The sequence below is a fragment of the Nocardia implantans genome (assembly GCF_035544775.1).
Taxonomy (GTDB): Bacteria; Actinomycetota; Actinomycetes; order Mycobacteriales; family Mycobacteriaceae; genus Nocardia; species Nocardia implantans.
In genome coordinates this window covers 163,597-188,205 of sequence record NZ_JAYKYQ010000002.1, presented here as the reverse complement: position 1 = coordinate 188,205, position 24,609 = coordinate 163,597, and the positions used below count along the sequence as shown (strand labels likewise).

The window sequence follows — 24,609 nt, the reverse complement described above, 5'->3', positions numbered from 1 at the left end:
CCCTGCTTCCGACCCGAATTTCGGGGCCTACCCGCACCGCACGCCACACCAGCAAACGCCAGGCAGCGCCCGCTCGTCGAAGCAGGCAGCGGTACCCCTGCGAGCGCACCTCGGCGATATTGTCCGGAGTCGCCGCAGGCAGCCGTGTCGAACGCCCTGCACGTAACCCGCGCGGGCGATCTCCGCGGAGATGCCGGGCAGCGCCATCGGTCGCACAACCACCGGCGATGAACAGAGCCGAACCACTGTCCCTGCTCGCCACGGGCCGGACAGGATCACGCTGTCGCAGCGCGGTTGCAGCCCCGTGCCCCGGCCTGGCTCATACGCGTCCCCCGCCCTCGTCCTGCCCCCTATCAACCCCCAAACGCACCGCACTCGTATGCGAGCATTCAGCCCGAGAGCTCCACGGGCGAGATCCTTCGCCGAACGACGACCTCGAACCGCTGCGGCGGCCGGCACCCCGGGCCGCCCAGAAGATCCAAGGCCGTGCGTCGCATAGGGCGGGTGCGGCCACACCGCGCACCCGCCCTGTGCGGGCGAACTCAGCCGCGGGTGAGCTTGCGGTGCGTAACCCGATGCGGGCGAGCCGCTTCCGGGCCGAGCCGCTCGACCTTGTTGGCCTCGTACGCTTCGAAGTTACCTTCGAACCAGAACCACTTGGCCTCGTTGTCGGAATCGCCCTCCCACGCCAGGATGTGGGTGCAGGTGCGGTCGAGGAACCAGCGGTCGTGGGAGATGACCACGGCGCAGCCGGGGAACTTCTCCAGCGCGTTCTCCAGCGAGCCGAGGGTCTCGACGTCCAGGTCGTTGGTCGGCTCGTCCAGCAGGATCAGATTGCCGCCCTGCTTGAGCGTCATCGCCAGGTTCAGCCGGTTGCGTTCACCGCCGGACAGGACGCCCGCGGGCTTCTGCTGGTCGGGGCCCTTGAAGCCGAACGCGCTCACGTAGGCGCGCGACGGCATTTCCTGCTGGCCGACCTCGATGTAGTCGAGGCCGTCGGAGACCACCTGCCACACCGTCTTCTTGGGGTCGATGCCCGCGCGGTTCTGGTCGACGTAGCTGAGCTTGACCGTCTCGCCGACCTTCACCTCGCCGCTGTCCGGCGACTCGAGCCCGACGATGGTCTTGAACAGCGTCGTCTTACCGACGCCGTTGGGCCCGATCACGCCGACGATGCCGTTGCGCGGCAGGGTGAACGACAGGTCCTTGATCAGCTGACGGTCGCCGAAGCCCTTGTCCAGGTGCTCGACCTCCACCACCACGTTGCCCAGGCGCGGGCCCGCGGGAATCTGGATCTCCTCGAAGTCCAGCTTCCGCATCTTCTCCGCCTCGGCAGCCATCTCCTCGTACCGGCCGAGGCGGGCCTTGTTCTTGGCCTGCCTGGCCTTGGCGCCGGAACGGACCCAGGCGAGTTCTTCCTTGAGCCGCTTCTGCAGCTTCTGGTCCTTCTTGCCCTGCACCTCGAGCCGCTCGGCCTTCTTCTCCAGGTAGGTGGAGTAGTTGCCCTCGTACGGGTAGGCGCGGCCGCGGTCGAGCTCCAGAATCCACTGGGCGACGTTGTCCAGGAAGTACCGGTCGTGGGTGACCGCGAGCACGGCGCCCTGGTACTGCGCCAGGTGCTGCTCGAGCCAGTTCACGCTCTCGGCGTCGAGGTGGTTGGTCGGCTCGTCGAGCAGCAGCAGGTCGGGCTTGCTCAGCAGCAGCTTGCACAGCGCCACGCGGCGGCGCTCACCACCGGAGAGGTTGGTGACCGGCTCGTCCGGCGGCGGGCAGCGCAGCGCGTCCATCGCCTGCTCGAGCTGGGAGTCCAGGTCCCACGCGTCGGCGTGGTCCAGTTCCTCCTGCAGCTTGCCCATCTCCTCCATGAGTTCGTCGGAGTAGTCGGTGGCCATCAGCTCGGCGATCTCGTTGAAGCGATCCAGCTTCACCTTGATCTCGCCGAGGCCCTCCTCGACGTTGCCGCGGACGGTCTTCTCCTCGTTGAGCGGCGGCTCCTGCTGAAGGATGCCGACGGTGGCGCCCGCGGCGAGGAACGCGTCACCGTTGTTGGGCTGGTCCAGTCCGGCCATGATCTTCAGCACGCTGGATTTACCCGCGCCGTTCGGGCCGACGACGCCGATCTTGGCGCCGGGAAGGAAGTTCAAGGTGACATCGTCGAGCACGACTTTGTCGCCGTGCGCCTTGCGAACCTTCTTCATTTGGTAGATGAACTCAGCCATAAGTGTGAAGCCTATCGGTGCGAGAGATGGGAGGACGAAGCAGAGCTACCCTGCCGCCGGGACGAAAACCGGTCGCGGGATCAGGCGTCGACCGGCTCGGGTGCACTGCCGTGAGGCGGCGCCGAACCGACGGCAGCGTTATTCTCCCCCGGCGCGTCGGCGACCGGCACCCGACCTTCAGCGCTCACCAGCCCGGAAGTATTCCGCGGCGGCAGGTCGGACAACCGCGTCGGTTGCGCGACACAGCGGGCCAGGTCGGGTCCGACCGCGGTGGCGCGCATCTCCAGGTCCCGCCGTTCCACGCCGTCCTTGCTGCGGTATTCATGGGAGCGCAGCTGGCCGTAGGCGATGACCGGATCCCCGCGCCGCAGGGACGCGTCGACACCCGCCACCAGCCTGCGCCAGCAGCTGACGGTGAGGTACAGGGTGCCGTTGTCCACCCATTGCCCCGACGTGTGGTCCAGTCGGCGGGAATTGCTCGCCAGCCGGAAGGTGACCACCTGCTCGCCATTGGTCAGGTCGCGCTTGACCGGATGAGTGGCGATCGTTCCGATCACCGTCGCGTTTGCCTCGTACATATCCACGCCCCTTCACATTCGGATCCGGAATCACCCGGGATTTCCTCCCCTCCAGGAGGGCTCTTCCAGCGTGCGCCGATTCCGTGGACCCGAGCGATTCGATTCAGGAATGTGGACAACTTCCCCAGATGTGAAGACCGAGCGTTCCGCGCGCGGTCAGAACACCGCCACGTCGGTATTGGCGCCGCAGAGGACGATCACCGGCCGCTCGTCCGGAGCGGGCACATAGGCGCCGCTGTGCACGGCGGCCAGCGCCGTGGCTCCGGACACTTCGACCAGGATGCGGAACTCGCGCCACAGATACTCCCGCGCCGCGCTGATCGCGTCGTCGCTGACCAGCAGCGACCGCACGCCGTGGCGGCGGGCGAGGTCTAGTGCGATGTCACCGATCCGCGTCGGGCCGAGCGAGTCGACGGTGATTCCGGACCCGACGATGTCCACCGGACGCTCCGCGCCCAACGCAGCGCGCAGGATCGCGGCGCCGTCGGGCTCCACACCGATCACCCGCTGACGGCGCCCGACCGCGGCCGCGATCCCGGCGACCAGCCCGCCGCCGCCCACCGCGGCCAGCACCGGCGGCCTGCCGCGGACCTGCTCTTCGAGTTCGAGCCCGACCACGCCGATGCCTGCGACCACCGCGGGCAGGTCGTAGCCGTGCAGCAGCAGCGCGCCGCGTTCGGTGGCCAGCTCCGTCGCGTGCCGCAAGGCCTCGGCGTAGGAGGTGCCGTGCCAGAGCACCTCGGCGCCGTGCGACCACATCGCGGCGACCTTGGTGTGCGGCGCCGTCTCCGGGACGACGACCGTGCAGGACTTGCCGAGCCGCGCGGCGGCCAGCGCCGCCGCGATACCGGCGTTACCGCCGGAGGCGATCACCACCTCATCGACGCCCGCGCCCGACTCGAGCAGCGCGTTGAGGCTGCCGCGCACTTTGAACGTCCCGCCGTGCTGCAGGTGCTCGAGCTTCATCGTCACCGGCACGGGGCCGGACGGGCTCGCGATGGAGGTGTGGAAGACCGGTGTCTTGCGGATCTGCCCGGCCAGCCGCCTGCGTGCGGATCGCACGTCCGACCGTTCCACCCGCCCGACCGGTCTGTGTGGCTGGACCGTGGTGGCGCGTTCACTCACTTACGCACTTCTCCATCCCGCTTGGCCAGTTCGGCGAACATCGCGTTGTGTGCGGCGAGTGCGGCGTCGTTGTCGCGTTCGGCGGCTCGATCGGTGCGCTGCGCGAGCCGCTGGTCGCTGCGCGACCATTGGATCAGCAACGCCAGCATCACCACCACCAGGGGGACCTCGCCGCTGGCCCACGCGAGGCTACCGCCGGTGCGCTGATCGCCGAGCAGATCGCCGTGCCAGCCCAGGCCGAGGCCGCGGTAGAACCAGCCGCCGAGCACCGTGGTCGTGCTCATCAGCGCGATGCCGAAGAACGCGTGGAACGGCAGCGAGCCGAACACCATGGCGAGCTTGGTCAGCGGCTCCACCTGCCTCGGCTTGGGATCGATGCCGATCACCACCCAGTAGAACAGGTAACCGCTGAGCAGGAAGTGCACGTTCATCAGCAGGTGTGCCGCGTGCGAGTCGGCGTAGGCGTCGAAGATGCCGCCCAGGTATAGCGCGTAGAAGCCGCCGACGAAGATCGCCGAGGCCACAATGGGGTGGGTCAGGAACCGCGACACCGGGTTGTGCACCGCGGCAAGCAGCCACTCCCGCGGACCGGGCACGCCACCGCGGCCCGCCGGGGGCAGCGCCCGCAGCGCCAGCGTCACCGCGCCACCGAGAGCCAACAGGATCGGCGCGAGCATGGACAGCGCCATATGCGCTCCCATATGCACGCTGAACATGGCGGGCGAGTACCGGCCGACGCCGGAGGAGGTGGTGACGAGCAGCACCGCGCAACCGGACAGCCAGGCGACCGTCCGCCCGGCCGGCCACGCGTCGCCCCGCGCTCGCAGCCGCCGCACGCCGAGCAGGTACAGCACCGCGAGCACGACGGACAGCGTTCCGAAGATCAGATCGAACCGCCAGTCCAACACCAGGCGGGCGAAACTGGGCGGTCCGGCCAGGTCGTAGCCCAACTCCACCTCGACGGGGGTCGGCACGGAGTCCGGCGGGGGCGGCGGCGTGCGGCCGAGCCCGACCGCGAGGCCGATGGTCGCGGCGAAGATCAGCACCTCGACGCCCGCGTACCGCACCAGGGCCGACCGGTCGCCGGGATCGGCGGCCAAGGCGGGCAGCGCCGCGCGGCGCTGCAGATAGCCGAACACCCCCAACACCATCAGCGCGGCGGCCTTGGCCAGCACCAGCCTGCCGTAGGTGCTGGAGAACAGCTCGTCCAGCGGCACGCGGACCCAGGAGTTGATCACGCCGCTGACCGCGATCACGGCGAACGCGACGGTGGCGGTCAGCGAGAAGCGGCGCGCCGCCACATCGGTGTGCGCCCCGCCGCGCAGGGCGTGCGCCAGCACCGCGAACAGACCGCCCACCCAGACGGCCGACCCGATCAGGTGCAGGATCAGGCTGTTGGTCGCCACGTCGTGCGACCCGCCCGAGGACGAATGGCCGGTCAACGCCAGCGGCATCATGGTGGCGATCGCGCCCCCCAGCAGGACCGGAGTCCAGCCCCAGCGCAACGCGAGCCGGCAGCCCACCGCGACGATCAGGGCGAAGACGACGGTCGTCCGCCAGGCTCCGGCCAGTTCGATCCGGGCGATGGCATGCCACAGCTCCTGCGGCCGCAGGACGTCGGTCACCGGCCGTCCGGTGGTATCCGACACCGTCAGCGGCACCAGCAGCGCCGCGCAGCACGCCCAGACCACCGCGAAATTCGACGCCCTGCGCACCGCGCGATACCCATCGACGTCCAGCAGCCCGTTCGGCTGCGGCGGTACCAGGAAGGCCGCGAACAACAGCGAGCCGACCGTCAGCGCGGCCGACAGATCGGCGAGCGCCCGGACCGCGGGCAGGCCGTAGGTGGTCGGGACACCGGGGTCGGGGATGCCGAGCAGGCTCAGTGCCTGCGCCGCCGACAACCCCACCACCAGCGCCGCGACCACGGCCGCGATGGCGCCGGCCAGCGCGGTGATCGTCGCGAACGTCGCCCCGGAGCGAGCGGCCTCGGCTCGGGGAGCGGCGGACGAGGTGGGGGCGGACGACATACGACTGAGCGTAGTCGGCGAGTATTCCGTGGCCCGGCCGGGTTTGTACCGATATCCTTGGCCCGTCACCACGGGCGCGTCACCTACTGTCTCGGAATGGCTGAAACGTTGCTAACGCTGAGATTCCGGTCACCTGGACGGTCGCTATAATCGACTCGCTGGACAGCACGGCCAATGTCGGCCATCGTAGAACCCGCTGCCTCCGTAGCTCAGTTGGATAGAGCAAGGGCCTTCTAATCCCTAGGTCGCAGGTTCGATTCCTGCCGGGGGCGCAGCACACTGGAGACCCGCAGCTATAGCTGTGGGTCTCCAGTCCTATTACCCAGGACGCGCGAGGCTCAAACACGCGAAACTTTCGCCCGTATGTGCTCCGGACGGCGCGTGCCGCACGGATCCCGCCGAAGTCGTCGCGAAACTTGCGAGCCGGTTGCGGGCGTGGCCACCCCGCGTCTGCCGGTCTCGGCGCGATCGAGGCCAGCGCTCGGCGCCCGGCGGGACGGCCGTCAAATCTTCGCGGGCGACGAGGTGATGTCGTCGGCCAGCGGTGCGATCGCGCCCAGGATCTCGGCAACCAGATCGGCGGGCACCCCGGCGGCGGTGAGCGACGCCTCCAGATGACCCGCCACCAGGCCGAAGTGGTGCATGGTGATGCCACGGCCCTGGTGGACCTGCTTCATCGGAGCGCCGGTGTACGGGATGGGCCCGCCCAGAGCGGCGGCGAAGAACTCGACCTGTTTTCCCTTCAACCGCGACATGTTCGTGCCGGTGAAGAAGCCCGCCAGCTCGTCGTCGGCGAGCACGCGGGTATAGAAATCCTCCACGACGATCTCGAGCGCCTCGTGACCGCCGATCTTGTCGTAGATGCTGCTGGTTGTCTTGCTCTTCCCGAGCCAGGAGGGCATTCGCATGGCTACCAGGACACCAGCGGACTGTTGCGTCCGGATTAGTACGATGTCGCGACTCGTTTGCCTTCGTCGCGGCGCGATTACTCGCCCCTCACCGACACTTCGGCCGGGCTGAGATACTTCCGCAACACGCCCGAAAATCTCTACCGGCAAACCGCTTCCATCGCTGCCGTCAGTAGCTCGATGCCGTGGTCGATCTCGTCGTCGGCGATCGTCAGGGGCGGCATCAACTTGATCACCTCGTCCATCGAACCGGACGTCTCCACCAGCAAGCCCCGATCGAAAGCGGCCCGGCCGACCTTCTCCGCCAGCGAGGTGTCCTCGAACACGACGCCGTGCACCAGGCCCCGTCCCCGTGTCGAGACGCCGGGGAAGGCCGAGACGACCGCACGCAGCGCCTGCGCGATCCGCTCCCCCTTGGCCACGGTCGCGAGTTCCAGTGCGGAATCCGACCAATAGTGCTCCAGCGCGACACGCCCGGTGACGAACGCCGCGTTGTTGCCTCGGAATGTGCCGTTGTGCTCTCCCGGCGCCCACTGATCGAGTTCCGGCCGCAGCAGCACCAACGCCATAGGCAGACCGTAGCCGCCGATCGACTTCGACAACGTCACGATATCGGGCGTGATCCCCGCGGCCTCGAAGGAGAAGAACGGCCCCGTACGCCCGCAGCCCATCTGCACGTCGTCGACGATCAACAGGATGCCGCGGGCCGCACACAGCTCGGCCAGCCCACGCAACCACTCCGCCCTGGCCACATTGATGCCGCCTTCACCCTGCACCGTCTCCACGATCACCGCCGCGGGCTTGTCCAATCCCGACGACGGGTCGTCCAGCGCCTTACGCATCCACAGCAGATCGTCGGCGCCACCGAGATACCCGTCATAGGGCATCGGCAGCGCATACCCGAGCGGCACCCCGGCGCCCGACCGCTTGGCGGCGTTCCCGGTGACCGCCAGCGCGCCCAGCGACATCCCGTGGAAAGCGTTGGTGAAGCTCAGCACCGTCTGCCGCCCGGTCACCTTGCGCGCCAGCTTCAACGCTGCCTCGACCGCGTTGGCTCCGGTCGGCCCGGGGAACTGGACTTTCCAGTCCAGTCCGCGCGGGGTGAAGACGGTGTCCCGCAACGCTTCCAGCAACCGCCGCTTGGCGATGGTCGACATGTCCAGCCCGTGCGTGATGCCGTCCCCGGCGATGTAGTCCAGCAATGCCCGCTTGAGCACGGGATTGTTGTGACCGTAGTTGAGCGAACCCGCCCCGGCGAAGAAATCCAGGTACTCCTTGCCGGTCTCGTCGCGCAACCACGCGCCGCTGGCGGTGTCGAAGACGGCGGGCCAGCAGCGACAGTACCCGCGCACGTTCGATTCGAGTGCCTCGAAAACGGTCATCTCGGCGACGGTCATCGGCGTTCCTTACTCGTCGTGCGCGAGCGCTCCACAATCTGAAGTGAGAGTGTTTCTAACATCGGTGGCATCCCGATGTGGCCTTTTCCCCGAAACCGCGTCGAAGCCTTTCCCGGGCCGAGCGGGGCCGGTAGAGTCGACTCCTTGTGCGCGGCAGACCGGAGGGGGGCGGACAGCGTGCCGTCGAGGAACGATTTCGCAGCGCCGTCGCCCTTTACGCATCGCTCGTGGGCGCCGGATTCCGCAGACAGTGGCAATACAAGATGGCCATGTTCGCGGGGCTGTTCACCAACTGTGTGTTCGGGTTCGTCCGCGCGGCCGTCCTCGCCGCGGCGGTGGACGCCGCGGGCGACTTCGGCGGATACGACCGGGGCAGCATCGGCGCCTACGTGTGGCTCTCCCAGGGTCTGCTCGGCGCGCTGCAGTTCATGGGGCCGCTGGGGCCACTGGACGATCGGGTGAAGAACGGCGACATCGCGATCGATTTCCTGCGCCCGGTCGATATCCAATGCGGTTATCTCGCTGACGATCTCGGGCGCGCGGCCTGCACCTTCCTCCCACGCGGAGTGCCGAGCGTGCTGGTGGGCACGCTCACCTTCGGGCTGGCGATGCCGGTCACGCCGGGTCCCTACCTGCTCGGAGCGGTGAGCATCCTGCTCGCCGTGGTGGTTTCGTTCCTGTGCCGGTTCCTCGTGGTGCTGATCGGCTTCTGGGTCGTGGAGACCCGTGGCATCCGGGTGCTGTACTACACCGGCGGCACGTTCCTTGCCGGCCTGTTCGTGCCGGTGCACATGTTCCCGTCGTGGCTGGGCGCCATCGCGGCGGCCAGTCCCTTTCCGTCGATGCTGCAATCCCCGATCGACGTGCTCTCGGGGCGGCTCACCGGCGCGGAGGCGCTGTCGGTCGTCGGCGTCCAGGTGTTCTGGGTGCTGGTGACCGCGATCGCGGGGCGCGTGCTGCTGATCGCGGGTCGCCGCAGGCTGGAGGTGCAGGGTGGTTGACGCCACCGCGCGCTCCGGATCGTGGTCGACGCCGTATGTCGCAGTTCTGCGCTCCAGGATCCGGGCGCAGCGCAGTTACCGATTGTCCTTCGCCAGTGAGCTTTTGAGCGCGTTCCTGGTCGGCTTGGTCGAATTGGCCGAAGTGTGGCTGATCTTCCGCACCGCGCGTGTCCTCGGCGGGCTCGACCTGGACGCCGCGCTGCTGTTGTTCGGTCTGAGCAACACGAGTTTCGCGCTGTCCCAAGTGCTGTTCGGCCATCTCGACACGCTGCCGGTGCTGATCAGGATGGGCCAGCTCGACGCATACCACCTGCGACCGCAACCGCTGCTGCTGCAACTGATCACCAGCGACATCTCCCTGCGCCGGTTCGCGCGCGCCTCGGTCTCGATCGTCGCGCTCGCGGCCGGTGCGGCGCGCAACGACATCGCCTGGACCCCGGAAACCACCGCGCTGCTGACACTTACGCTCGTCGGAGGTATCGCGCTGTTCGGTGGGGTATTCGTCTGCGCGGCGGGATTGCAGTTCTATCTGATCGACGGTTCCGAGCTCACCAACAGTTTCACCTACGGCGGCTCGTTCGCCGCGACGCAACCCGCCTCGGTGTTCCCCACACCCATGCGACTGCTGTTCGGGTTCGCGATCCCGGTCTCGTTCACCGCCTACCTGCCCACCCTCGCGCTGCTCGACCTGCCAGGGCCGCCGCTGCTGCCCACCTGGCTGGCCTGGCTCACGCCGGTGGCGGCGCTGTGGGTCTGGCTGCTGGCGCTGGGTTTGTGGCGATCGGGCACTCGGCACTACCAGGGAGGCGGCGGATGAGCACCGACCGGTTCGGCAGCCAGGAGCCGATCATCGAGATGGAGGGCCTCACGAGGCAATTCACTCTGTATCGCAAGGACGGCCGCCGCTGGCGCAGGCGCCGCGAGACGCTCACCGCGGTCGACGGGATGACCGTCCGGATCGAGCGGGGCGCCGCCGTCGGCTACATCGGCGCCAACGGTGCGGGCAAGTCCACCACGATCAAAATGCTCACCGGCATCCTGGTCCCCACCTCCGGCGCCGTGCGCACCTGCGGGCTGGACCCGGTGCGGCAGCGACGCGAACTGGCCGGGCGGATCGGCGTCGTGTTCGGCCAGCGCTCTCAGCTGTGGTGGGATCTGCCGCTGCGCGAATCGTTCTCGATACTCGCCGCGATCCACCGGCTGGAGCCCGCCGCCGCGCGCGAGCGCGCGCACGAACTGATCGAGCAGCTGGAAATGGCCGACACACTCGACACACCCGTGCGCCAACTCTCGCTGGGCCAGCGCATGCGCGCGGAAGTCGCCGCCGCACTGCTGCATTCACCCGAGCTGGTGATCCTGGACGAGCCGACGATCGGCCTGGACGTGCTGTCCAAACAGCGGTTGCGCGAATTCCTGCGCGCCGAGCGGGCCGAGCGTGGCACCACGCTCCTGCTCACCACACACGACATGGGCGACATCGAGAGACTCTGCGAGCGTGTGCTCGTCGTCGACCACGGCCGTTTGGTGTACGACGGGTCGCTGGCCGGCTTGGCGGCCACCGTCGGAGCGCGCCGCGTGCTGGTGGTCGATCTGGCCGAACCTGCGCCCGACCTCGACGATCTGCCCTCGGCCCAGCTGCTCGGCAGCGAAGGCGACGGCATGCGGCAGCGGCTGGCCTTCGATCCGGAGCGGATCACGGCCGCGCAATTGCTGGCCGCGGTGTCCGACCGCGCCGAAGTGCGGGACCTGTCGATCGAAGAACCCGAGATCGAGGACGTGGTCAGGCGGATATACGAATCCGCCCGCTGACCTCGGCGGGCGGATTCGGTGGCGATCAGGTTCGGTCGGACTCGCGAGCGCCTTGGTCGAGCCGGAAGGGCGGGTACTCGTCCCGCATCAGGCTGGCGTAGGCCTGCACCCGAATGATCCAGCGGTTGACGCCCATCACGAAGTCGTAGAGCCCCTGGGGGTAGCGCGCCGAGAACAGCAGCGCGATCACCGCGACGATCAGCAGGATGCTCAGCAACGAGATCGAAGCGCCGCCCCAGTCGTCACCATCGCTCCCCGCGACCGCGATGCCGCCGCTGACCACCGCGCCGACGATCAGATAGTGCGGAATGGCGAGCAACCACCACTTCACCAGCACCAAGCCGCGGTGCAACGTCTCCGGATAGTCGATCTCCAAGTCGGCCGGGTACTCCGCGTTCGGTTGCAGGCTGAACGGCGGGTACTTGTCGGTGCCGAGTACCGAGAGCGCGTAGAAGGTCACCCGCCATCCCCAGCGCATGACGCCGACGTTGAAGTCGAACAGCCGCCGCGGATACCTGCCGGTGACCAGGATGGCGACGAAGGCGACGACCGTGAGCACCGCGTACGCGATGTGCAGGAAGAACAGCACAACGTAGTGCGGAATCGCCAGTAGCCATTTGACCAGCCACAGCCACCGGGACAACGCGGGGTCCAGATCGCCTCGAACACGAATCGGGCTGGACGGCGCGGCGGGCTTCTCGAGTTCCATGAGCAACGCTCCTTATGGTTGCTGTGATCCATGCCACAACCAGTAGGTGTCCTGATTGTCGCGTATCCGGCTGCCCGCGAACGGCACCATCTGATACCGACACGCCAACGAATCGGGGTGCACGACGGTCTTCGGCGAACGACCCGCGTTGCGCCGCAGCGGATATCACTCGCATCGTCGTTCCCACCCGCCGATCCCGGTGCGGACGGACTTGTACCATCGGAAGGCGTGACGTTCGGCGCGCTGCGACTACCGGTGATCCGGGTGATCGTGGTACTCGCGTACACCGTCTGGGTGGTCGCCATGGCGGTGCCCCAGTGCCATGTCTTCGGCCACGTCGTCGCCTCGCACGCCCACATCGAAGCCGCCGGGCCGGTCATGGTCTCCACCGTCTCCCCGGCGATCCTCGCCGACCGGCATCAGCACGTCGCCGAGCCGGACCCGCACGTGCCGGCCGATGGGGTACTCGCCGCCCTGCCGCGCGCTGTCTCGCTGCTGCTGTTGTTGCTGCTCGCGTCCGTGTCGGTGTTGCTCATGAGGCCCGTGTCCGCGCTCGCGGGCGGTGTGCGCGCGCCCCCGGTCGCGACCCTCCCGGTATATCCGGGCAGAGACAGACTCACTCGATTCGGCATCGATCGGAACTGATCGGTCAGCGTCAGGCCGGAGCCTGCCGGGGCCCGGCCGGTGTTCGTGCGAAGTCCCGCACTCACACCGTCGCCGCACGGCGACCGCACAGAATCGACGATTCCTCATGACTTCTGCGCTGCAGAACCCGGCTGTGCCCGATCCGGCTCCAGGCGAGACGTTGCCGCTCGCCAGCCCGGCGAGTCTCCTGACGGCGGCCCAGCGCTGTCCGCGTCCGGCCACCATGGTGGGTAACACGCCGGTGCTCTGGATCACCGAACCGCTCGACGGCGCGACGCGACCGGACGGCCGCGGCTTCTGGGCCAAACTGGAGGGCGCCAACCCCGGCGGGATGAAGGACCGGCCCGCGCTGCACATGGTCGAGCGCGCCATCGCGCGCGGTGACCTCGCACCGGGCGCACCGATCATCGAATCCACCAGCGGCACGCTCGGTTCGGGCCTGGCGCTGGCCGGCATGGTGTACCGCCACCCGGTCACGCTGGTCACCGATCCCGGGATGGAGCCGCTCATGCACCGCATGCTCGCGGCCTACGGCGCGCGGGTGGAACTGGTCACCGAGCCGCACCCGACCGGAGGCTGGCAGCAGGCGCGCCGCGACCGCGTCGCCGAACTGCTGGCGCGCGAACCTCGGGCGTGGTGCCCGGACCAGTACCGCAACCCCGACAACAGCGACGCCTACCAGTCCCTTGCGCTCGAGCTGGTCGCCCAGCTGGGACGGATCGACGTCCTGGTCTGTTCGGTCGGCACGGGCGGCCATTCCGCGGGTATCACGCGCACGCTGCGCCGGTACTTTCCGCACCTGCGCTTGGTCGGCGTCGACACCGTGGCGTCCACGATCTTCGGACAGCCCGCGGGACCGCGGCTGATGCGCGGGCTGGGTTCGAGTATCCATCCGGACAACGTCGACTATTCGGCGTTCGACGAGGTCCACTGGGTCGCGCCCGCGGAGGCGGTGTGGGCCTGCCGCAGGCTCGCGGCGACCCACCACGCCAGCGGCGGCTGGAGCGTCGGCGCGGTCGCCCTGGTCGCGGGCTGGCTGGCCCGCACCGGCGATCCGGCCACGCGGATCGCCGCGGTCTTCCCCGACGGTCCGCTGCGCTACTTCGACACCGTGTACAACGACGACTACTGCCGCGAGCACGGCCTGCTCGGCGTCGCACCGCCCGCCGCACCGCGGCGTATCGCGCATCCCGGCGAGGCCGTCGCGGTCTCGTGGACCCGATGCACGACGGTCGTCGATCCCCGTGGCGCCGCCGGGAAGGAGCGGACGCGATGACCGGCCTGATCACCACCTTCCGCGGCTTCAACCGGCCCAGCCGCATGCTGATGGTCAATCAGTTCGCCATCAACACCGGTTTCTACATGCTGATGCCCTACCTGGCCGGTTACCTGGCCGCCTCGCTCGGACTCGCCGCGTGGGCGGTGGGGCTGGTCCTCGGCATCCGCAACTTCGCCCAGCAGGGCATGTTCCTCGTCGGCGGCACGCTGGCCGACCGGCTCGGCTACAAACCGCTCATCGTGGCCGGATGTCTGTTGCGCACGGCCGGTTTCGCGCTGCTCGCGGTCGCCGACACGCTGCCGGCGCTGCTGGTGGCCTCGGCCGCGACCGGCTTCGCGGGCGCGCTGTTCAACCCCGCGGTCCGCGCGTATCTGGCCGCGGACTCGGGTGAGCGCCGGGTGGAGGCGTTCGCCGTGTTCAACGTCTTCTACCAGGCCGGCATCCTGTTCGGACCGATCGCGGGGCTCGCGCTGATGGCCGTCGACTTCCGCGCGACCGCCACGGGCGCCGCCGTGGTGTTCGGCGTGCTGACCGTGGCCCAGTTACGCGCGCTCCCGCAACACCGGGCGGAGCCGAAAACCACCTCGGTGCTGGACGATTGGCGCGTGGTGCTGGCCAACCGCCCGTTCCTGCTGTTCGCGGGGGCGATGATCAGTTCCTCGGTCCTCGCCTTCCAGGTCTATCTGGCGTTACCCGTGCACGCCGCGCGGATCGCGGCCGACTCGGCGACGATGCTGATGACGGCGGTGTTCGTGCTGTCGGGGTTGATCGCGATCGCCGGGCAACTGCGCATCACCCGCTGGTTCGGTCGGCGATGGGGCCGCGCGCACAGCCTCGCGATCGGCATGGCGATACTCGCGTCCGCGTTCGTTCCGCTGGTGTTGATCCCCGGCACCGGTATCGGTGTGTGGCCCGCGATCGGCGCACTGCTGGTGACCGCCGCCGTCCTGGGAATCGGTGCGGCAGCGGTGTTTCCGTTCGAGATGGACACCGTGGTCGCGCTGTCGGGCAACCGCCTGGTGGCGACCCACTACGGCCTGTACAACACCATTGTCGGCGTCGGCATCCTGCTCGGGAATCTCGGCATCGGAACGCTGCTGGACCGCACCAGGGAAGCCGGAATGAGTGCACTGTCGTGGGCCGCGCTCGTCGCCGTCGGCGCCGTCGCGGCGGCGGGGCTGTTCGCGCTCGCCCGGTCCGGACGGCTCGACGCGCCCGTCCCGATCGGCTGAACGCCTCCGGCCGTCCCGGACGCGCGTCATCCGGGTCGGCCGGCCTCAGGCCGGTCCGCTCGCCTGCGCCGAATACAGGCTGACCTCGCCGTCCTCACTGAGAAAGGCGTTGACCAGCATGGTGCGGGTGGTGCGCAGCTCCTCCTCGTCCGGCGCGGCGGTGGTGATCGAGATCTGCGGGATGACCGCCCAGTTGACCACGTAGCGCTCCGGCGGACCGTCGTCGTCGGACAGCCGGGCGAGCCGGAACACCGAGACGGTCTTGCGGACGATCAGGTTACGCACGACCTCCGCGATTCGCTCAGGGTCTTCCAGCGCGAACATGAAGCCGAATGTCAGCTCCGGCGATGACACGTAGGCGGGCACGAATACCGAGGCTAGCCGATCGCGCACCGGCGCGCAGCGCTCGCGCCGAATCGGTTGCCGCTCATACGCTCGGCAATTCCGAGAACGCCGGCGCCCGGTTGACCGATCCGTAACGGAACATAACGATTTCCCGGCAGCTTTCGGATTCGCAGACCAGAGTGTTGCGCGGCTTCGGCTACCGCGCTTTCCTGGAAAGTGTCCTGATTTCTCGGACCGTCTTCTCTCGCATCGTCGCGGAATTCCCGGTTTCTCTGCCGTGCCGGTGGAACGTGGGATGGCAGCCGGGTGCGGGACTGCGCCGGAGCCGAGGGGCGCCCCTCCCCGAAATCCCCCTCGGCCCTGGCGTATCCAGGATTCGTCGTGTCGCAGAGGTAGGTCATGCCCACCGAATACGCTCAGCGCAGTTTCGGAGCCGAAGAGCTTCCGCCGCCCGCCGCACTCCTTCGCGCGATTCGCGAACCAGGCGACAACCAGCACCGGCACAGCGTGCTGCACGCGGCGCGGAAACTCGTCGACTGCCATGAGCGACGGCAGCGGGCGCTCGAGCGGGCACACGCCCCGGAGGCATCGAGCACCCGCGTCGCGGCGTGCACCCAGCAAGTGGAGGACATCGACGGCTGCCGCACCGAATGGATCGGGCGGATCGACGCCTGGGTGGCCGCGAACGTGCAGCACCGGGAAGGCGCTTCCCTGCATACCGAGACGCTCGGCGCGGTCGTCGACCGAATCGCGGCCAAATGGGTTGCGGCTCGTCACTCTTTGGACGAGGAGATCACGACCGGGCCGCACCCGGCGCAGGCGGGCGGGGAGGCCCACCTGCAGTGGTCCAGGCTGGCCGAGCTGCTCGACGGGTATCAGGATCTGATCACCGACGTCCTCCAGCACCGGCGCAGGCTGCCGGTGTGGTGATCAGCGCGGCTCGTCCACCCCGGGCTCGACCACCTCGGCGTCCAGAAACGCCTCGGTCGCGTCCGCCCGCGGTTTCGGCACCGTGACCTCGGCCTCGTCACCGAGGTCACGATCGAGATCCCGCTGCGCCTGCGCGTCCCTGCGCGCCGCGGCCGCCGCTTCGTTCATCTCGATGGCGTCGGTGATCCACTCACCGATCTCCCTGGTGACCTCGGCGACGGTCCCCGTGATGATGTTGGCGATATTGCCGACGTGCTTGGCGCCGGAGGACGTCAATTCCTGAATGAGATCCTTGCGGCTCTCGAATTTCCCGATCATTCACACGCCCGCTTCGCTCGCCTTTCGCTGACGCATCACGATAACACCGGGGGACGGCTCGCTCTCGACCCAGCGCGGCGGAAGTGCCAGCTTGAAAATCTTCTTCCACACCGAGCCGATCTGCTTACCGAGCGGGCCGGTGTTGTACGGCAAACCGTACTTCTCACACAATGCGCGCACGGTCGGCGCCATCTCCGGATAACGGCTCGCGGGCAGGTCGGGAAACAGATGGTGTTCGATCTGATGCGACAAATTACCGGACATGATGTGGAACAGCTTGCTGCCGGTGATGTTGGCCGAGCCGAGCATCTGCCGGATGTACCACTCGCCGCGGGTCTCGTCCGCGGTCTCCTCCTCGGTGAACGTCTGTACGCCGGCCGGGAAGTGACCGCAGAAGATGATGGCGAAGGCCCACACGTTGCGCACCAGGTTGGCGGTGGCGTTACCGGCCAAGGTGTGGAAGAACAGCGGCCCGGTCAGCGCGGGGAACACCAGGTAGTCCTTGAGCACCTGCTTGCCGGCCTTGCGCCACTGGCCGAGCAGCAGCCGCTTGACCTCCGGCCACTTCTTCTTCCCCGCCAGGATGTTCTCGACCTCGAGGTCGTGGCCCATGACACCCCACTCGAACAGCATCATGAGCACGAAGGCGTACAGCGGCTGACCGAGCCGCAGCACGTTCCACTCCTGCGCCTCGTCCATGCGCAGGATGGAGTAGCCGATGTCGCGGTCCTTGTTGTGGATGTTGGTGTAGGTGTGGTGCAGATAGTTGTGCGAGTGCTTCCACTGGTCGGCCGGGCAGACGGTGTCCCATTCGAAGACACGGGAATTCAGGCCCGGCTCACGCATCCAGTCGTACTGGCCGTGCATCACGTTGTGGCCGATCTCCATGTTGTCCAGGATCTTCGACACACTCAGCGCCGCCACCGCGGCCAGCCAGAAGGGCGGAAGGAAGCCCAGATACATCAGGCCGCGCCCGGCGATCTCGAATCCGCGCTGCGCCTTGATGATCGAATACAGGTATTCCCGGTCGCGTTCGCCGAGGTCGGCGACGATCACGGCGCGCAGCTCGTCGAGCTCGCGGCCGAGCTCTTCGATCTGGTCCGGGCTCAGGACCAGCGGTCCGTTCTCGGTTTCGGTCAGGATGGTCATGATTCGTTCCCCTTCGTGAATCAGATGTCGATGTCGACGTCGCCGACCGGCGCGCTGATGCACAGCTGGATCGGCTGGTCGGGGTCGGTGTCGGTTTCGCCGGTGCGCAGATTGCGCGTGCAGCCCGAGCGGCGCACCGCGGTGCAGGAAAAGCAGATCCCCATGCGGCAGCCGTACTCGGGACTCAGACCGGCGGATTCGGCCTGCTCGAGCAGCGTGGCGCCGTTGTTCGGCGCGCTCACGCCGCTGGCCGAGAAGCTGACGGTGCCGTGCGCGTCGGCGGCGTCCACCGGCGCGAGCGACAGTGTGAACTCCTCGGAGTGCAGCCGGTCGGCGAGCTGCTCGGCCTCGTAGATCGTGCGCACCGCGTCCATCAGCGCCGGCGGGCCGCAGACGAAGGTCTGCGCATCGGCGAACCACGGCGCGACGCGCTCGAGTTCGTCGTAGCCGAAATATCCGTCGCCCTTCGGCTGGGCGAGGTCCACCCACGGCGCATCGGGATCCACCTTCGGCGGCAGGTCCCGCGTGCGGCGCGGGTAGCGCAGTTCGATGCGGAAGTTCGGGTGCCGTCGCGCGATCGCGTCCAGCTCCGCTCGATGCGGCAGCGCGGCGGGCGATTTCGCGTAGTGCAGGAAGACGACCTCGCCCGGATGCTCCTCCGCGGCGAGCGTGCGCAGCATGGACAGCACCGGCGTGATGCCGCTGCCGCCGCTGATCAGCAGCACACGCCGCGGCCGCGGCTCCGGCAGCCGGAACACGCCGTCGGCGGGTGTCAAGTCGACCACCATGCCGGGGGCGGCGTTGCGGTAGAGGTACTGCGACACCAAGCCGTCCGGATGCGCTTTCACGGTCAGCTGGATGCGGCGATCCCGATCGCCTTCCGGGTTCACCGGCGAATAGCACCGCGTGTGCCGCACACCATCGATCACCACGCCGATCTGGACGTACTGTCCGGCGACGTGGCCCTTCCACTGCCGGGTCGGGCGCAGCGTGAGCGTGACCGAACCCGGCGCCGAGCGGCGCACGTGAGTGATTTCGGCCCGCATGTCCCGCACCGTGAGGGTGGGGCGGACCAGCTCCAGATAGCGGTCCAGCGGGTGTGGCGAGGTCAGGGTCTGCACCAGGTTGATGAGATCCACCATTAGTTCTCCGTGCCTCTTGTCGGGCTGACGACGTGCGACCGAATTTCAGTGCACGTCTGTACACTCAACTAGTGTGACCGATGACCGGGGCTAGGTGTCAACCGGCGAAACATGTGACTCGAACTACATCTGGGGATAGGTCGAATGGTGAACGGATGTATGCTCACCGGGATGAATGAGCAGGCAGCGACCCGAGGCGAACGCAAGGAGCGGACCAGGCAGGCACTCCTGGACGGCACCCTCGCGCTGGCCGCCGAGCGCGGATTCGCCGCGCTCAGCCTGCGGGAGATCGCCCGCTCGGCGGGCATCGTGCCCACGGCGTTCTACCGGCACTTCGCGTCGTTGGAGGACCTGGGCGCCACTCTGGTCGACGACGGCGTCACGGCGCTGCGGCTGGCGCTGCGGGAAGTCCGCCGCAACGCCGACGCGGGGCTGTCGGACACGGTGCGCTTCGTCTTCGCGCAAGTGGGCCCCAAACGGGAACTGTTCGGCTTCCTCACCAGGGAGCGCCACGGCGGGTCCGCCGCGCTGCGCACGGCCATCGCCAGGGAGATCCAACTGATCGTGCGCGAACTGGTCGCCGATCTGTCCCGGATCCGGGCCCTTGACTCCTGGACACCGCGAGACCTGGAGATCGCCGCCGACCTGATGGTCACCACGGTGACCGACGGGATCGCCGCCTACGTGTCGGCCGCACCGCGCGACGAGCAGGCGATCATCGACCGCACCGTCCAGCAGATGCGGTTGATCGCGCTCGGCATGGGCGGCTGGCGGCCACCGAAGCGGCGCTAGCTCACTCGACGGGCCGCGCGTCCTCGACGCCGTCGCGCGCCACGGCGACCGGATCGGGTGACCGCACCGGCAGCAGCACCGCGAGCCCGGCCGCGAGCACCACCAGCAGGCCGACGATGCCCGCCCGGTCCGTGCCGAACAGCCAGACGAACAGTCCGAACAGACTCGGCGCGAGGAAGGACACCGCCCGTCCGGTCGTCGTGTACAAGCCGAAGAGCTGACCTTCGCGGCCCGGCGGCGCGAGGCGGGTCAGGAACGAGCGCGCCGCCGCCTGGGCCGGACCGACGAAGACGGTGAGCAGCAACCCGAAGATCCAGAACATCATCGGCCCCGACACCACGAGCAGCGCCAGCCCGCACACCAGCATGGCGGCCAGGGACACCACGATGACGATCTTGGGCCCGGCCCGGTCGTCGAAGCGCCCCGCGACGATCGCGCCCAGCGCCGCAACGACATTCGCGGCGATGCCGAACAGCAGCACGTCCGAGTCGGCGATCCCGTAGACCCGCACGGCCAGCACCGCGCCGAAGGTGAACACCCCGGCGAGGCCGTCCCGGAAGACGGCGCTGGCCACCAGGAACCCGACCGTGCGCCGGTCGACGCGCCACAGTTCACGCAGGTCGCGCCACAGCACCCGATACGAGCCGAGCAGGCCCGCGCTCGCCGCGCCGGGATCGGCGTCCGTCCGCGGCAGCTCGGGCACCGCGAACAGCACCGGCAGGGCGAAGGCGGCGAACCAGACGGCGGCCAGCACCGCCACCAAGCGGATGTTGAGCCCCTCGTCGGTGGGCACACCGAGCAGCCCGCGGTTGTCGCCCTCGCCTGCGATGAAGCCGAAGTAGCAGATCAGCAGCAGGAAGATGCCGCCGAAATAGCCCATCGCCCAGCCGAACCCGGAGACCCGGCCGACGGTCCGCGGCGTGGAGACCTGTCGCAGCATCGCGTTGTACGGCACGTTCGCCAGTTCGAAGCAGGCCGACGCGAACGCCAGCAGCGCCAAGCCGAACCACAGGTCGTGGTAGTCGTCGTGCACGAAGAACATCAGCGTCATCGCCGCGATGGTCAGCGCGGTCAGGGTACCGAGCGAGCCCTTGCGTTTCGCCGATGCGTCGAAGCGCTGCCCGCTGACCGGCGCGGTCAACGCCACGATCAACCCCGCGATGCCCAGCGCCCACCCCAGCCACGCGCTGGCGGAGACACCGCCGGGCAGATCGTCACCCACCTTGTCGGTGAGATACACCGAGAAGACGAAGGTGAGGATCACGGCGTTGAACGCAGAAGACCCCCAATCCCACAGCCCCCACGCCACCACCTGCCCGCGCCCGGCGGCCTGCCCGACGGTCGCCCTGGCGTTCACCTCGGTCATGCCGCGCAGCTTAATGCGCGCGGACGTCACGAGTCCGGCCGAAATCGAGACCGGCCGCATTGCTATGCACCCAGTTGCATAGTACCGAGTGTCACGGCTATTCTCACCGCATGGCACTCGAGCATGCGCTGCTGGTATCGCTCACCGAGCGCGCCGGCTCCGGTTACGAGCTGGCGCGCCGCTTCGACAAGTCCATCGGTTACTTCTGGAGTGCCACCCACCAGCAGATCTACCGCGTGCTCAAGCGCATGGAGGAGTCCGGCTGGGTGGACGGCGAGACGGTGGTCCAAGAGGGCAGGCCGGACAAGAAGGTCTACTCGGTGAGCGAGACCGGACGCGCCGAACTCGCGCGCTGGATAGCGGCGCCGAGCGATACCGCCACTCCGCGCAACGAACTCGCCGTGAAGATCCGCGCGGCGGCCTACGGCGATGTCACCGCGTTGCGTGCCGAGGTGGCCCGCCACCGCGACCAGCACGCCCAGCGGCTCGAGCTGTACCGGCACATCGAGAAGCGCGACTTCCCCGACCCCGGCCGGCTCGCCGGGACGGCCCTGCACCAGTACCTCGTCCTGCGCGCGGGCGTCCGCGTGGAGGCGGGATTCGTCGAATGGTGCGACGAAGTTCTGCAAGCACTGCACCCGCGCGCGACAGCCCCGCACGCGGACGGAGAAAGGCGACCGCAGCCATGAGTTCGTTCCCCCATTTGCTCGAGCCGCTGGATCTCGGCTTCACCACCCTGCGCAATCGCGTGGTGATGGGGTCGATGCACACCGGGCTGGAGGACCGCGCTTGGGACACCAACAAGCTGGCCGCCTACTTCGCCGAGCGCGCCCGCGGCGGTGTCGGCCTGATCATCACCGGCGGCTACGCGCCCAATCGCGCGGGCTGGCTGCTGCCGTTCGGCGCCAAGCTGACCAACAAGACCGAGGCGTACCGGCACCGGACGATCACCAGGGCGGTGCACCAGCACGGCGGCAAGATCGCCATCCAGATCCTGCACGCCGGTCGCTATTCGTATATGCCCGGCAGCGTGTCGGCGTCGTCCATCAAGGCCCCGATCAACCCGTTCCGGCCGCGCGCGCTGTCGGCGAAAGGCATCGAGCGCACCATCGACGACTACGCCCGCTGCGCGAAACTCGCTCAGTTCGCCGGGTACGACGGCTGCGAGATCATGGGCGGTGAAGGGTATTTCATCAACCAGTTCCTCGCGCCGCGCACCAACAAGCGCACCGACGCGTGGGGCGGCTCCCCGGAGAACCGGCGCCGGATCGCGGTGGAGATCGTGCGCCGCACCCGCGCCGCGGTCGGCCCGGATTTCATCATCGTGTTCCGCCTGTCGATGGCCGAACTGGTGGAGAAGGGGCAGACATTCGACGAGATCGTCGCCCTGGCCACGGAACTGGAAGCCGCCGGGGTGAACATCCTGAACACCGACATCGGCTGGCACGAGGCGCGGGTGCCCACCATCGTGACCTCGGTGCCCCGCGCCGCCTTCGTCGAATTCACCGCGAAGATCTCCGCGCGGGTGAACATCCCGGTGTGCGCGTCCAACCGGATCAACATGCCCGAGGTCGCCGAGGAGATCCTGACCCGCGGTGACGCGCAGTTGATCTCGCTGGCCCGTCCCTTCCTCACCGACCCGCAGTGGGTGAACAAGGCCGCGCAGGATCGCGTCGACGAGATCAACACCTGCATCGCGTGCAACCAGGCCTGCCTCGATCACGCCTTCCAGCACAAGACCGTGTCGTGCCTGCTCAATCCGCGCGCCGGGCACGAGACCGAGCTGAAGCTGCTGCCGACCCGCCGCGGCAAGCGCGTCGCCGTGGTCGGCGCGGGCCCGGCCGGGCTTTCCGCGGCGGTGAACCTCGCCGAACGCGGCCACCGCGTCGAGTTGTTCGAGGCCGACGACAAGATCGGCGGCCAGTTCGACATCGCCCGCCGCATCCCGGGCAAAGAGGAGTTCAGCGAATCGATCCGGTACTACACCCGGATGCTCCAGCTCACCGGCGTCACGGTGCACTTGAACAAACGGGTCGGCGCGGACGAGCTCATCGCTGGCGGCTACGACGAAATCGTGCTGGCCACCGGCGTGCGGCCGCGGATCCCCGACATCCCCGGTATCGACCACCCCATGGTGGTGTCCTACGCCGAGCTGGTGCGGGAGGAGAAGCCGGTCGGCAAGCGCGTCGCCGTGATCGGCGCGGGCGGCATCGGCTACGACGTGAGCGAATTCCTCACCGTGGAAGGGCATCCCACGCTCGAGCTGGACGAGTGGAAGCAGGAGTGGGGCGTCACCTCCGACGACGAGCAGGTCCGCGGACAGCTCACCACGCCTCGGCCCGCGCCGGCGGCGCGCGAAGTCGTTCTGCTGCAACGCAAGTCGACGCCGTTCGGCAAGGATTTGGGCAAGACATCCGGATGGGTGCACCGCGCCGCGCTGAAGGCCAAGGGCGTCGAGCAGATCGGCGGCGTCAACTACGAACGCATCGACGACAACGGCCTGCACATCAGCTTCGGGGAGAAACGACAACGGCCCCAGTTGATCCCGGTCGACAACGTCGTCGTCTGCGCGGGCCAGGAATCCGTGCGTGATCTGGAGGCCCCGCTGCGCGCCGCGGGGATCAGCCCGCACCTCATCGGCGGCGCCGATCTGGCCGCCGAACTGGACGCCAAGCGCGCCATCGACCAGGGCACCCGGCTGGCCGCGCGGCTGTGAGCGGACGGCGGCCGGGCCGCGCGCCGGCCGCCTCGGCCCCGGCACGGATGCCGCGCCGGGGATCGTGCGGCCGGCCACCGCGTCGCGTCGCCTAGGCTGCATCGGGTGAGCCTGCCCTCCCCCACCTCCGAGAACCGCGCGGTCGTCACCGGCGCCTCCTCCGGCATCGGCACCGCGCTCGCCGCCGAACTCGCCGCCCGCGGCTACTCGCTGATCCTCGTCGCCCGCCGCGAGGAACTGCTCACCGAGCTCGCGCAGCGGCTGACCCTGGCCCACGGCATCACCGCCGAGGTGCGCGCGGTCGATCTGGCCGACCGCGACCAGCGCGGTGTGCTGGTGAAAGAACTGGCGACCCGCGAGATCGCCGTCCTGTGCAACAACGCGGGCATCGCGACCTTCGGCGCGATCGCCGAACTCGACCCGGCCTACGAGCGCGCGCAGATGGAGCTCAACGCCGTCGCCGTGCACGATCTGACATTGGCCGTGCTGCCCGGCATGCTCGCCCGCGGCAGCGGCGGCATCCTGATCAGCGGGTCGGCCGCGGGCAACATGCCGATCCCGAACAACGCCACCTACGCGGCGAGCAAAGCGTTCGCCAACACGTTCTCCGAATCGCTGCGCGGCGAGCTGAAAGGCTCCGGGGTGCATGTCACCCTGCTGGCCCCCGGCCCCGTCCGCACCGAGACCCCTGACCCCGCCGAGGCCTCCATCGTCGACCGGATGGTGCCCGACTTCATGTGGGTCTCCTCGGAGTACACCGCCAAGGTGTCCATCGACGCGCTCGCCCGCAACAAGATGCGTGTGGTCCCCGGCCTGATCAGCAAGGGCATGAGCGTGGCGGGACAGTATGCTCCGCGCGCGGTCACCGCCCCCATCGCGGGCGCGTTCTACCGGAAACTCGGCAGCTGAGCCCACCGCG

23 protein-coding genes and 1 tRNA gene are annotated in these 24,609 nt (G+C 68.6%); 12 read left to right on the top strand and 12 right to left on the bottom strand.

All coding sequences use genetic code 11. The features are described 5' to 3' along the window. Window positions 1–542: 542 nt before the first annotated feature. The 4 genes from ettA to U3653_RS05125 all read right to left on the bottom strand — a co-directional run bounded on the left by ettA (window position 543) and on the right by U3653_RS05125 (window position 5,952). The gene (ettA, locus tag U3653_RS05140; RefSeq protein ID WP_195077466.1) at window positions 543–2,219 is read right to left on the bottom strand and encodes an energy-dependent translational throttle protein EttA; all 1,677 of its coding nucleotides are present in this window, start codon (window positions 2,217–2,219) and stop codon (window positions 543–545) included. Window positions 2,220–2,299: 80 nt separating this feature from the next. Beyond that, window positions 2,300–2,797 carry a single-stranded DNA-binding protein gene (locus tag U3653_RS05135; RefSeq protein WP_195077465.1) on the bottom strand — a complete coding sequence of 166 codons (498 nt, stop codon included), beginning with the start codon at window positions 2,795–2,797 and terminating at the stop codon, window positions 2,300–2,302. Between the two features lie 156 nt (window positions 2,798–2,953). Next, window positions 2,954–3,922: a serine/threonine dehydratase gene (locus U3653_RS05130; protein ID WP_323123930.1), complete on the bottom strand. Its 969-nt coding sequence runs from the start codon at window positions 3,920–3,922 to the stop codon at window positions 2,954–2,956. Next, window positions 3,919–5,952 carry a bifunctional copper resistance protein CopD/cytochrome c oxidase assembly protein gene (locus U3653_RS05125; protein ID WP_195077464.1) on the bottom strand — a complete coding sequence of 678 codons (2,034 nt, stop codon included), beginning with the start codon at window positions 5,950–5,952 and terminating at the stop codon, window positions 3,919–3,921. The genes U3653_RS05130 and U3653_RS05125 overlap by 4 nt, the downstream gene beginning before the upstream one ends. Before the next feature lie 198 nt (window positions 5,953–6,150). Between U3653_RS05125 and U3653_RS05120 the strand changes: the two genes are divergently transcribed. Beyond that, window positions 6,151–6,224, top strand: a tRNA-Arg gene (locus U3653_RS05120). A 231-nt stretch (window positions 6,225–6,455) separates the two neighbouring features. Here the strand turns inward: U3653_RS05120 and U3653_RS05115 are convergent. Together U3653_RS05115 and ectB are read right to left on the bottom strand one after the other, a co-directional pair. After that, on the bottom strand, window positions 6,456–6,854 hold the full coding sequence (locus U3653_RS05115; protein ID WP_195077901.1) for a group I truncated hemoglobin: 399 nt from the start codon (window positions 6,852–6,854) through the stop codon (window positions 6,456–6,458). Between the two features lie 146 nt (window positions 6,855–7,000). Beyond that, a complete protein-coding gene (ectB, locus tag U3653_RS05110; RefSeq protein WP_195077463.1) occupies window positions 7,001–8,257 on the bottom strand; it encodes a diaminobutyrate--2-oxoglutarate transaminase in 1,257 nt (418 codons plus the stop codon). A gap of 227 nt (window positions 8,258–8,484) precedes the next feature. Here ectB and U3653_RS05105 point away from each other — a divergent pair, with 227 nt between their 5' ends. From U3653_RS05105 to U3653_RS05095, 3 genes are read left to right on the top strand one after another with little or no spacing between them, the layout of a single operon-like run. After that, window positions 8,485–9,258 carry an ABC transporter permease gene (locus U3653_RS05105; protein ID WP_323123931.1) on the top strand — a complete coding sequence of 258 codons (774 nt, stop codon included), beginning with the start codon at window positions 8,485–8,487 and terminating at the stop codon, window positions 9,256–9,258. Next, a complete protein-coding gene (locus U3653_RS05100) occupies window positions 9,251–10,075 on the top strand; it encodes an ABC transporter permease (RefSeq protein ID WP_195077462.1) in 825 nt (274 codons plus the stop codon). Before U3653_RS05105 ends, U3653_RS05100 begins: the two co-directional genes overlap by 8 nt. Then, complete coding sequence (locus U3653_RS05095) at window positions 10,072–11,067, top strand: ABC transporter ATP-binding protein (RefSeq protein ID WP_195077461.1); 996 nt, start codon at window positions 10,072–10,074, stop codon at window positions 11,065–11,067. The genes U3653_RS05100 and U3653_RS05095 overlap by 4 nt, the downstream gene beginning before the upstream one ends. Window positions 11,068–11,092: 25 nt before the next feature. On the opposite strand, the gene U3653_RS05090 is transcribed toward U3653_RS05095, so the two are convergent. Next, window positions 11,093–11,776, bottom strand: coding sequence for a DUF4389 domain-containing protein (locus tag U3653_RS05090; protein ID WP_195077460.1), 684 nt, complete (start codon window positions 11,774–11,776; stop codon window positions 11,093–11,095). 228 nt (window positions 11,777–12,004) lie between these two features. Between U3653_RS05090 and lpqS the strand changes: the two genes are divergently transcribed. The 3 genes from lpqS to U3653_RS05075 all read left to right on the top strand — a co-directional run bounded on the left by lpqS (window position 12,005) and on the right by U3653_RS05075 (window position 14,932). Continuing rightward, window positions 12,005–12,421 carry a putative copper homeostasis (lipo)protein LpqS gene (gene lpqS / locus U3653_RS05085; RefSeq protein WP_195077459.1) on the top strand — a complete coding sequence of 139 codons (417 nt, stop codon included), beginning with the start codon at window positions 12,005–12,007 and terminating at the stop codon, window positions 12,419–12,421. Between the two features lie 223 nt (window positions 12,422–12,644). Further along, entirely contained in the window at window positions 12,645–13,697 is a 1,053-nt protein-coding gene (locus U3653_RS05080) for a PLP-dependent cysteine synthase family protein (protein WP_323123957.1), read from the top strand. After that, window positions 13,694–14,932 carry an MFS transporter gene (locus U3653_RS05075; RefSeq protein WP_195077457.1) on the top strand — a complete coding sequence of 413 codons (1,239 nt, stop codon included), beginning with the start codon at window positions 13,694–13,696 and terminating at the stop codon, window positions 14,930–14,932. The genes U3653_RS05080 and U3653_RS05075 overlap by 4 nt, the downstream gene beginning before the upstream one ends. A 45-nt stretch (window positions 14,933–14,977) precedes the next feature. Here U3653_RS05075 and U3653_RS05070 read toward each other — a convergent pair whose 3' ends face one another. Further along, window positions 14,978–15,298: a hypothetical protein gene (locus U3653_RS05070; RefSeq protein ID WP_195077456.1), complete on the bottom strand. Its 321-nt coding sequence runs from the start codon at window positions 15,296–15,298 to the stop codon at window positions 14,978–14,980. A 378-nt stretch (window positions 15,299–15,676) separates the two neighbouring features. Here U3653_RS05070 and U3653_RS05065 point away from each other — a divergent pair, with 378 nt between their 5' ends. Beyond that, the gene (locus U3653_RS05065; RefSeq protein WP_195077455.1) at window positions 15,677–16,207 is read left to right on the top strand and encodes a DUF4254 domain-containing protein; all 531 of its coding nucleotides are present in this window, start codon (window positions 15,677–15,679) and stop codon (window positions 16,205–16,207) included. Here U3653_RS05065 and U3653_RS05060 read toward each other — a convergent pair whose 3' ends face one another. Genes U3653_RS05060 through U3653_RS05050 form a run of 3 tightly spaced genes read right to left on the bottom strand, consistent with a single transcriptional unit; the run spans window position 16,208 to window position 18,816 of the window. Then, window positions 16,208–16,525, bottom strand: coding sequence for a hypothetical protein (locus U3653_RS05060; RefSeq protein ID WP_195077454.1), 318 nt, complete (start codon window positions 16,523–16,525; stop codon window positions 16,208–16,210). Further along, complete coding sequence (locus U3653_RS05055) at window positions 16,526–17,674, bottom strand: fatty acid desaturase family protein (protein ID WP_195077453.1); 1,149 nt, start codon at window positions 17,672–17,674, stop codon at window positions 16,526–16,528. A 20-nt stretch (window positions 17,675–17,694) separates the two neighbouring features. Next, window positions 17,695–18,816: a ferredoxin reductase gene (locus U3653_RS05050; protein ID WP_195077452.1), complete on the bottom strand. Its 1,122-nt coding sequence runs from the start codon at window positions 18,814–18,816 to the stop codon at window positions 17,695–17,697. Window positions 18,817–18,987: 171 nt separating this feature from the next. Here U3653_RS05050 and U3653_RS05045 point away from each other — a divergent pair, with 171 nt between their 5' ends. Beyond that, a complete protein-coding gene (locus U3653_RS05045; RefSeq protein ID WP_323123932.1) occupies window positions 18,988–19,608 on the top strand; it encodes a TetR family transcriptional regulator in 621 nt (206 codons plus the stop codon). 1 nt (window position 19,609) lies between these two features. Here the strand turns inward: U3653_RS05045 and U3653_RS05040 are convergent, their stop codons facing one another. Further along, entirely contained in the window at window positions 19,610–20,974 is a 1,365-nt protein-coding gene (locus tag U3653_RS05040) for an MFS transporter (protein WP_195077450.1), read from the bottom strand. Between the two features lie 110 nt (window positions 20,975–21,084). On the opposite strand from U3653_RS05040, the gene U3653_RS05035 reads away from it, so the two are divergent. From U3653_RS05035 to cmrA, 3 genes are all read left to right on the top strand, one after another. Then, a complete protein-coding gene (locus tag U3653_RS05035) occupies window positions 21,085–21,663 on the top strand; it encodes a PadR family transcriptional regulator (protein WP_195077449.1) in 579 nt (192 codons plus the stop codon). Continuing rightward, window positions 21,660–23,690, top strand: a complete 2,031-nt coding sequence (locus tag U3653_RS05030) for an FAD-dependent oxidoreductase (protein WP_195077448.1) — start codon at window positions 21,660–21,662, stop codon at window positions 23,688–23,690. The genes U3653_RS05035 and U3653_RS05030 overlap by 4 nt, the downstream gene beginning before the upstream one ends. Window positions 23,691–23,795: 105 nt before the next feature. After that, entirely contained in the window at window positions 23,796–24,599 is an 804-nt protein-coding gene (gene cmrA / locus U3653_RS05025) for a mycolate reductase (RefSeq protein ID WP_195077447.1), read from the top strand. The last annotated feature ends 10 nt before the right edge of the window (window positions 24,600–24,609 follow it).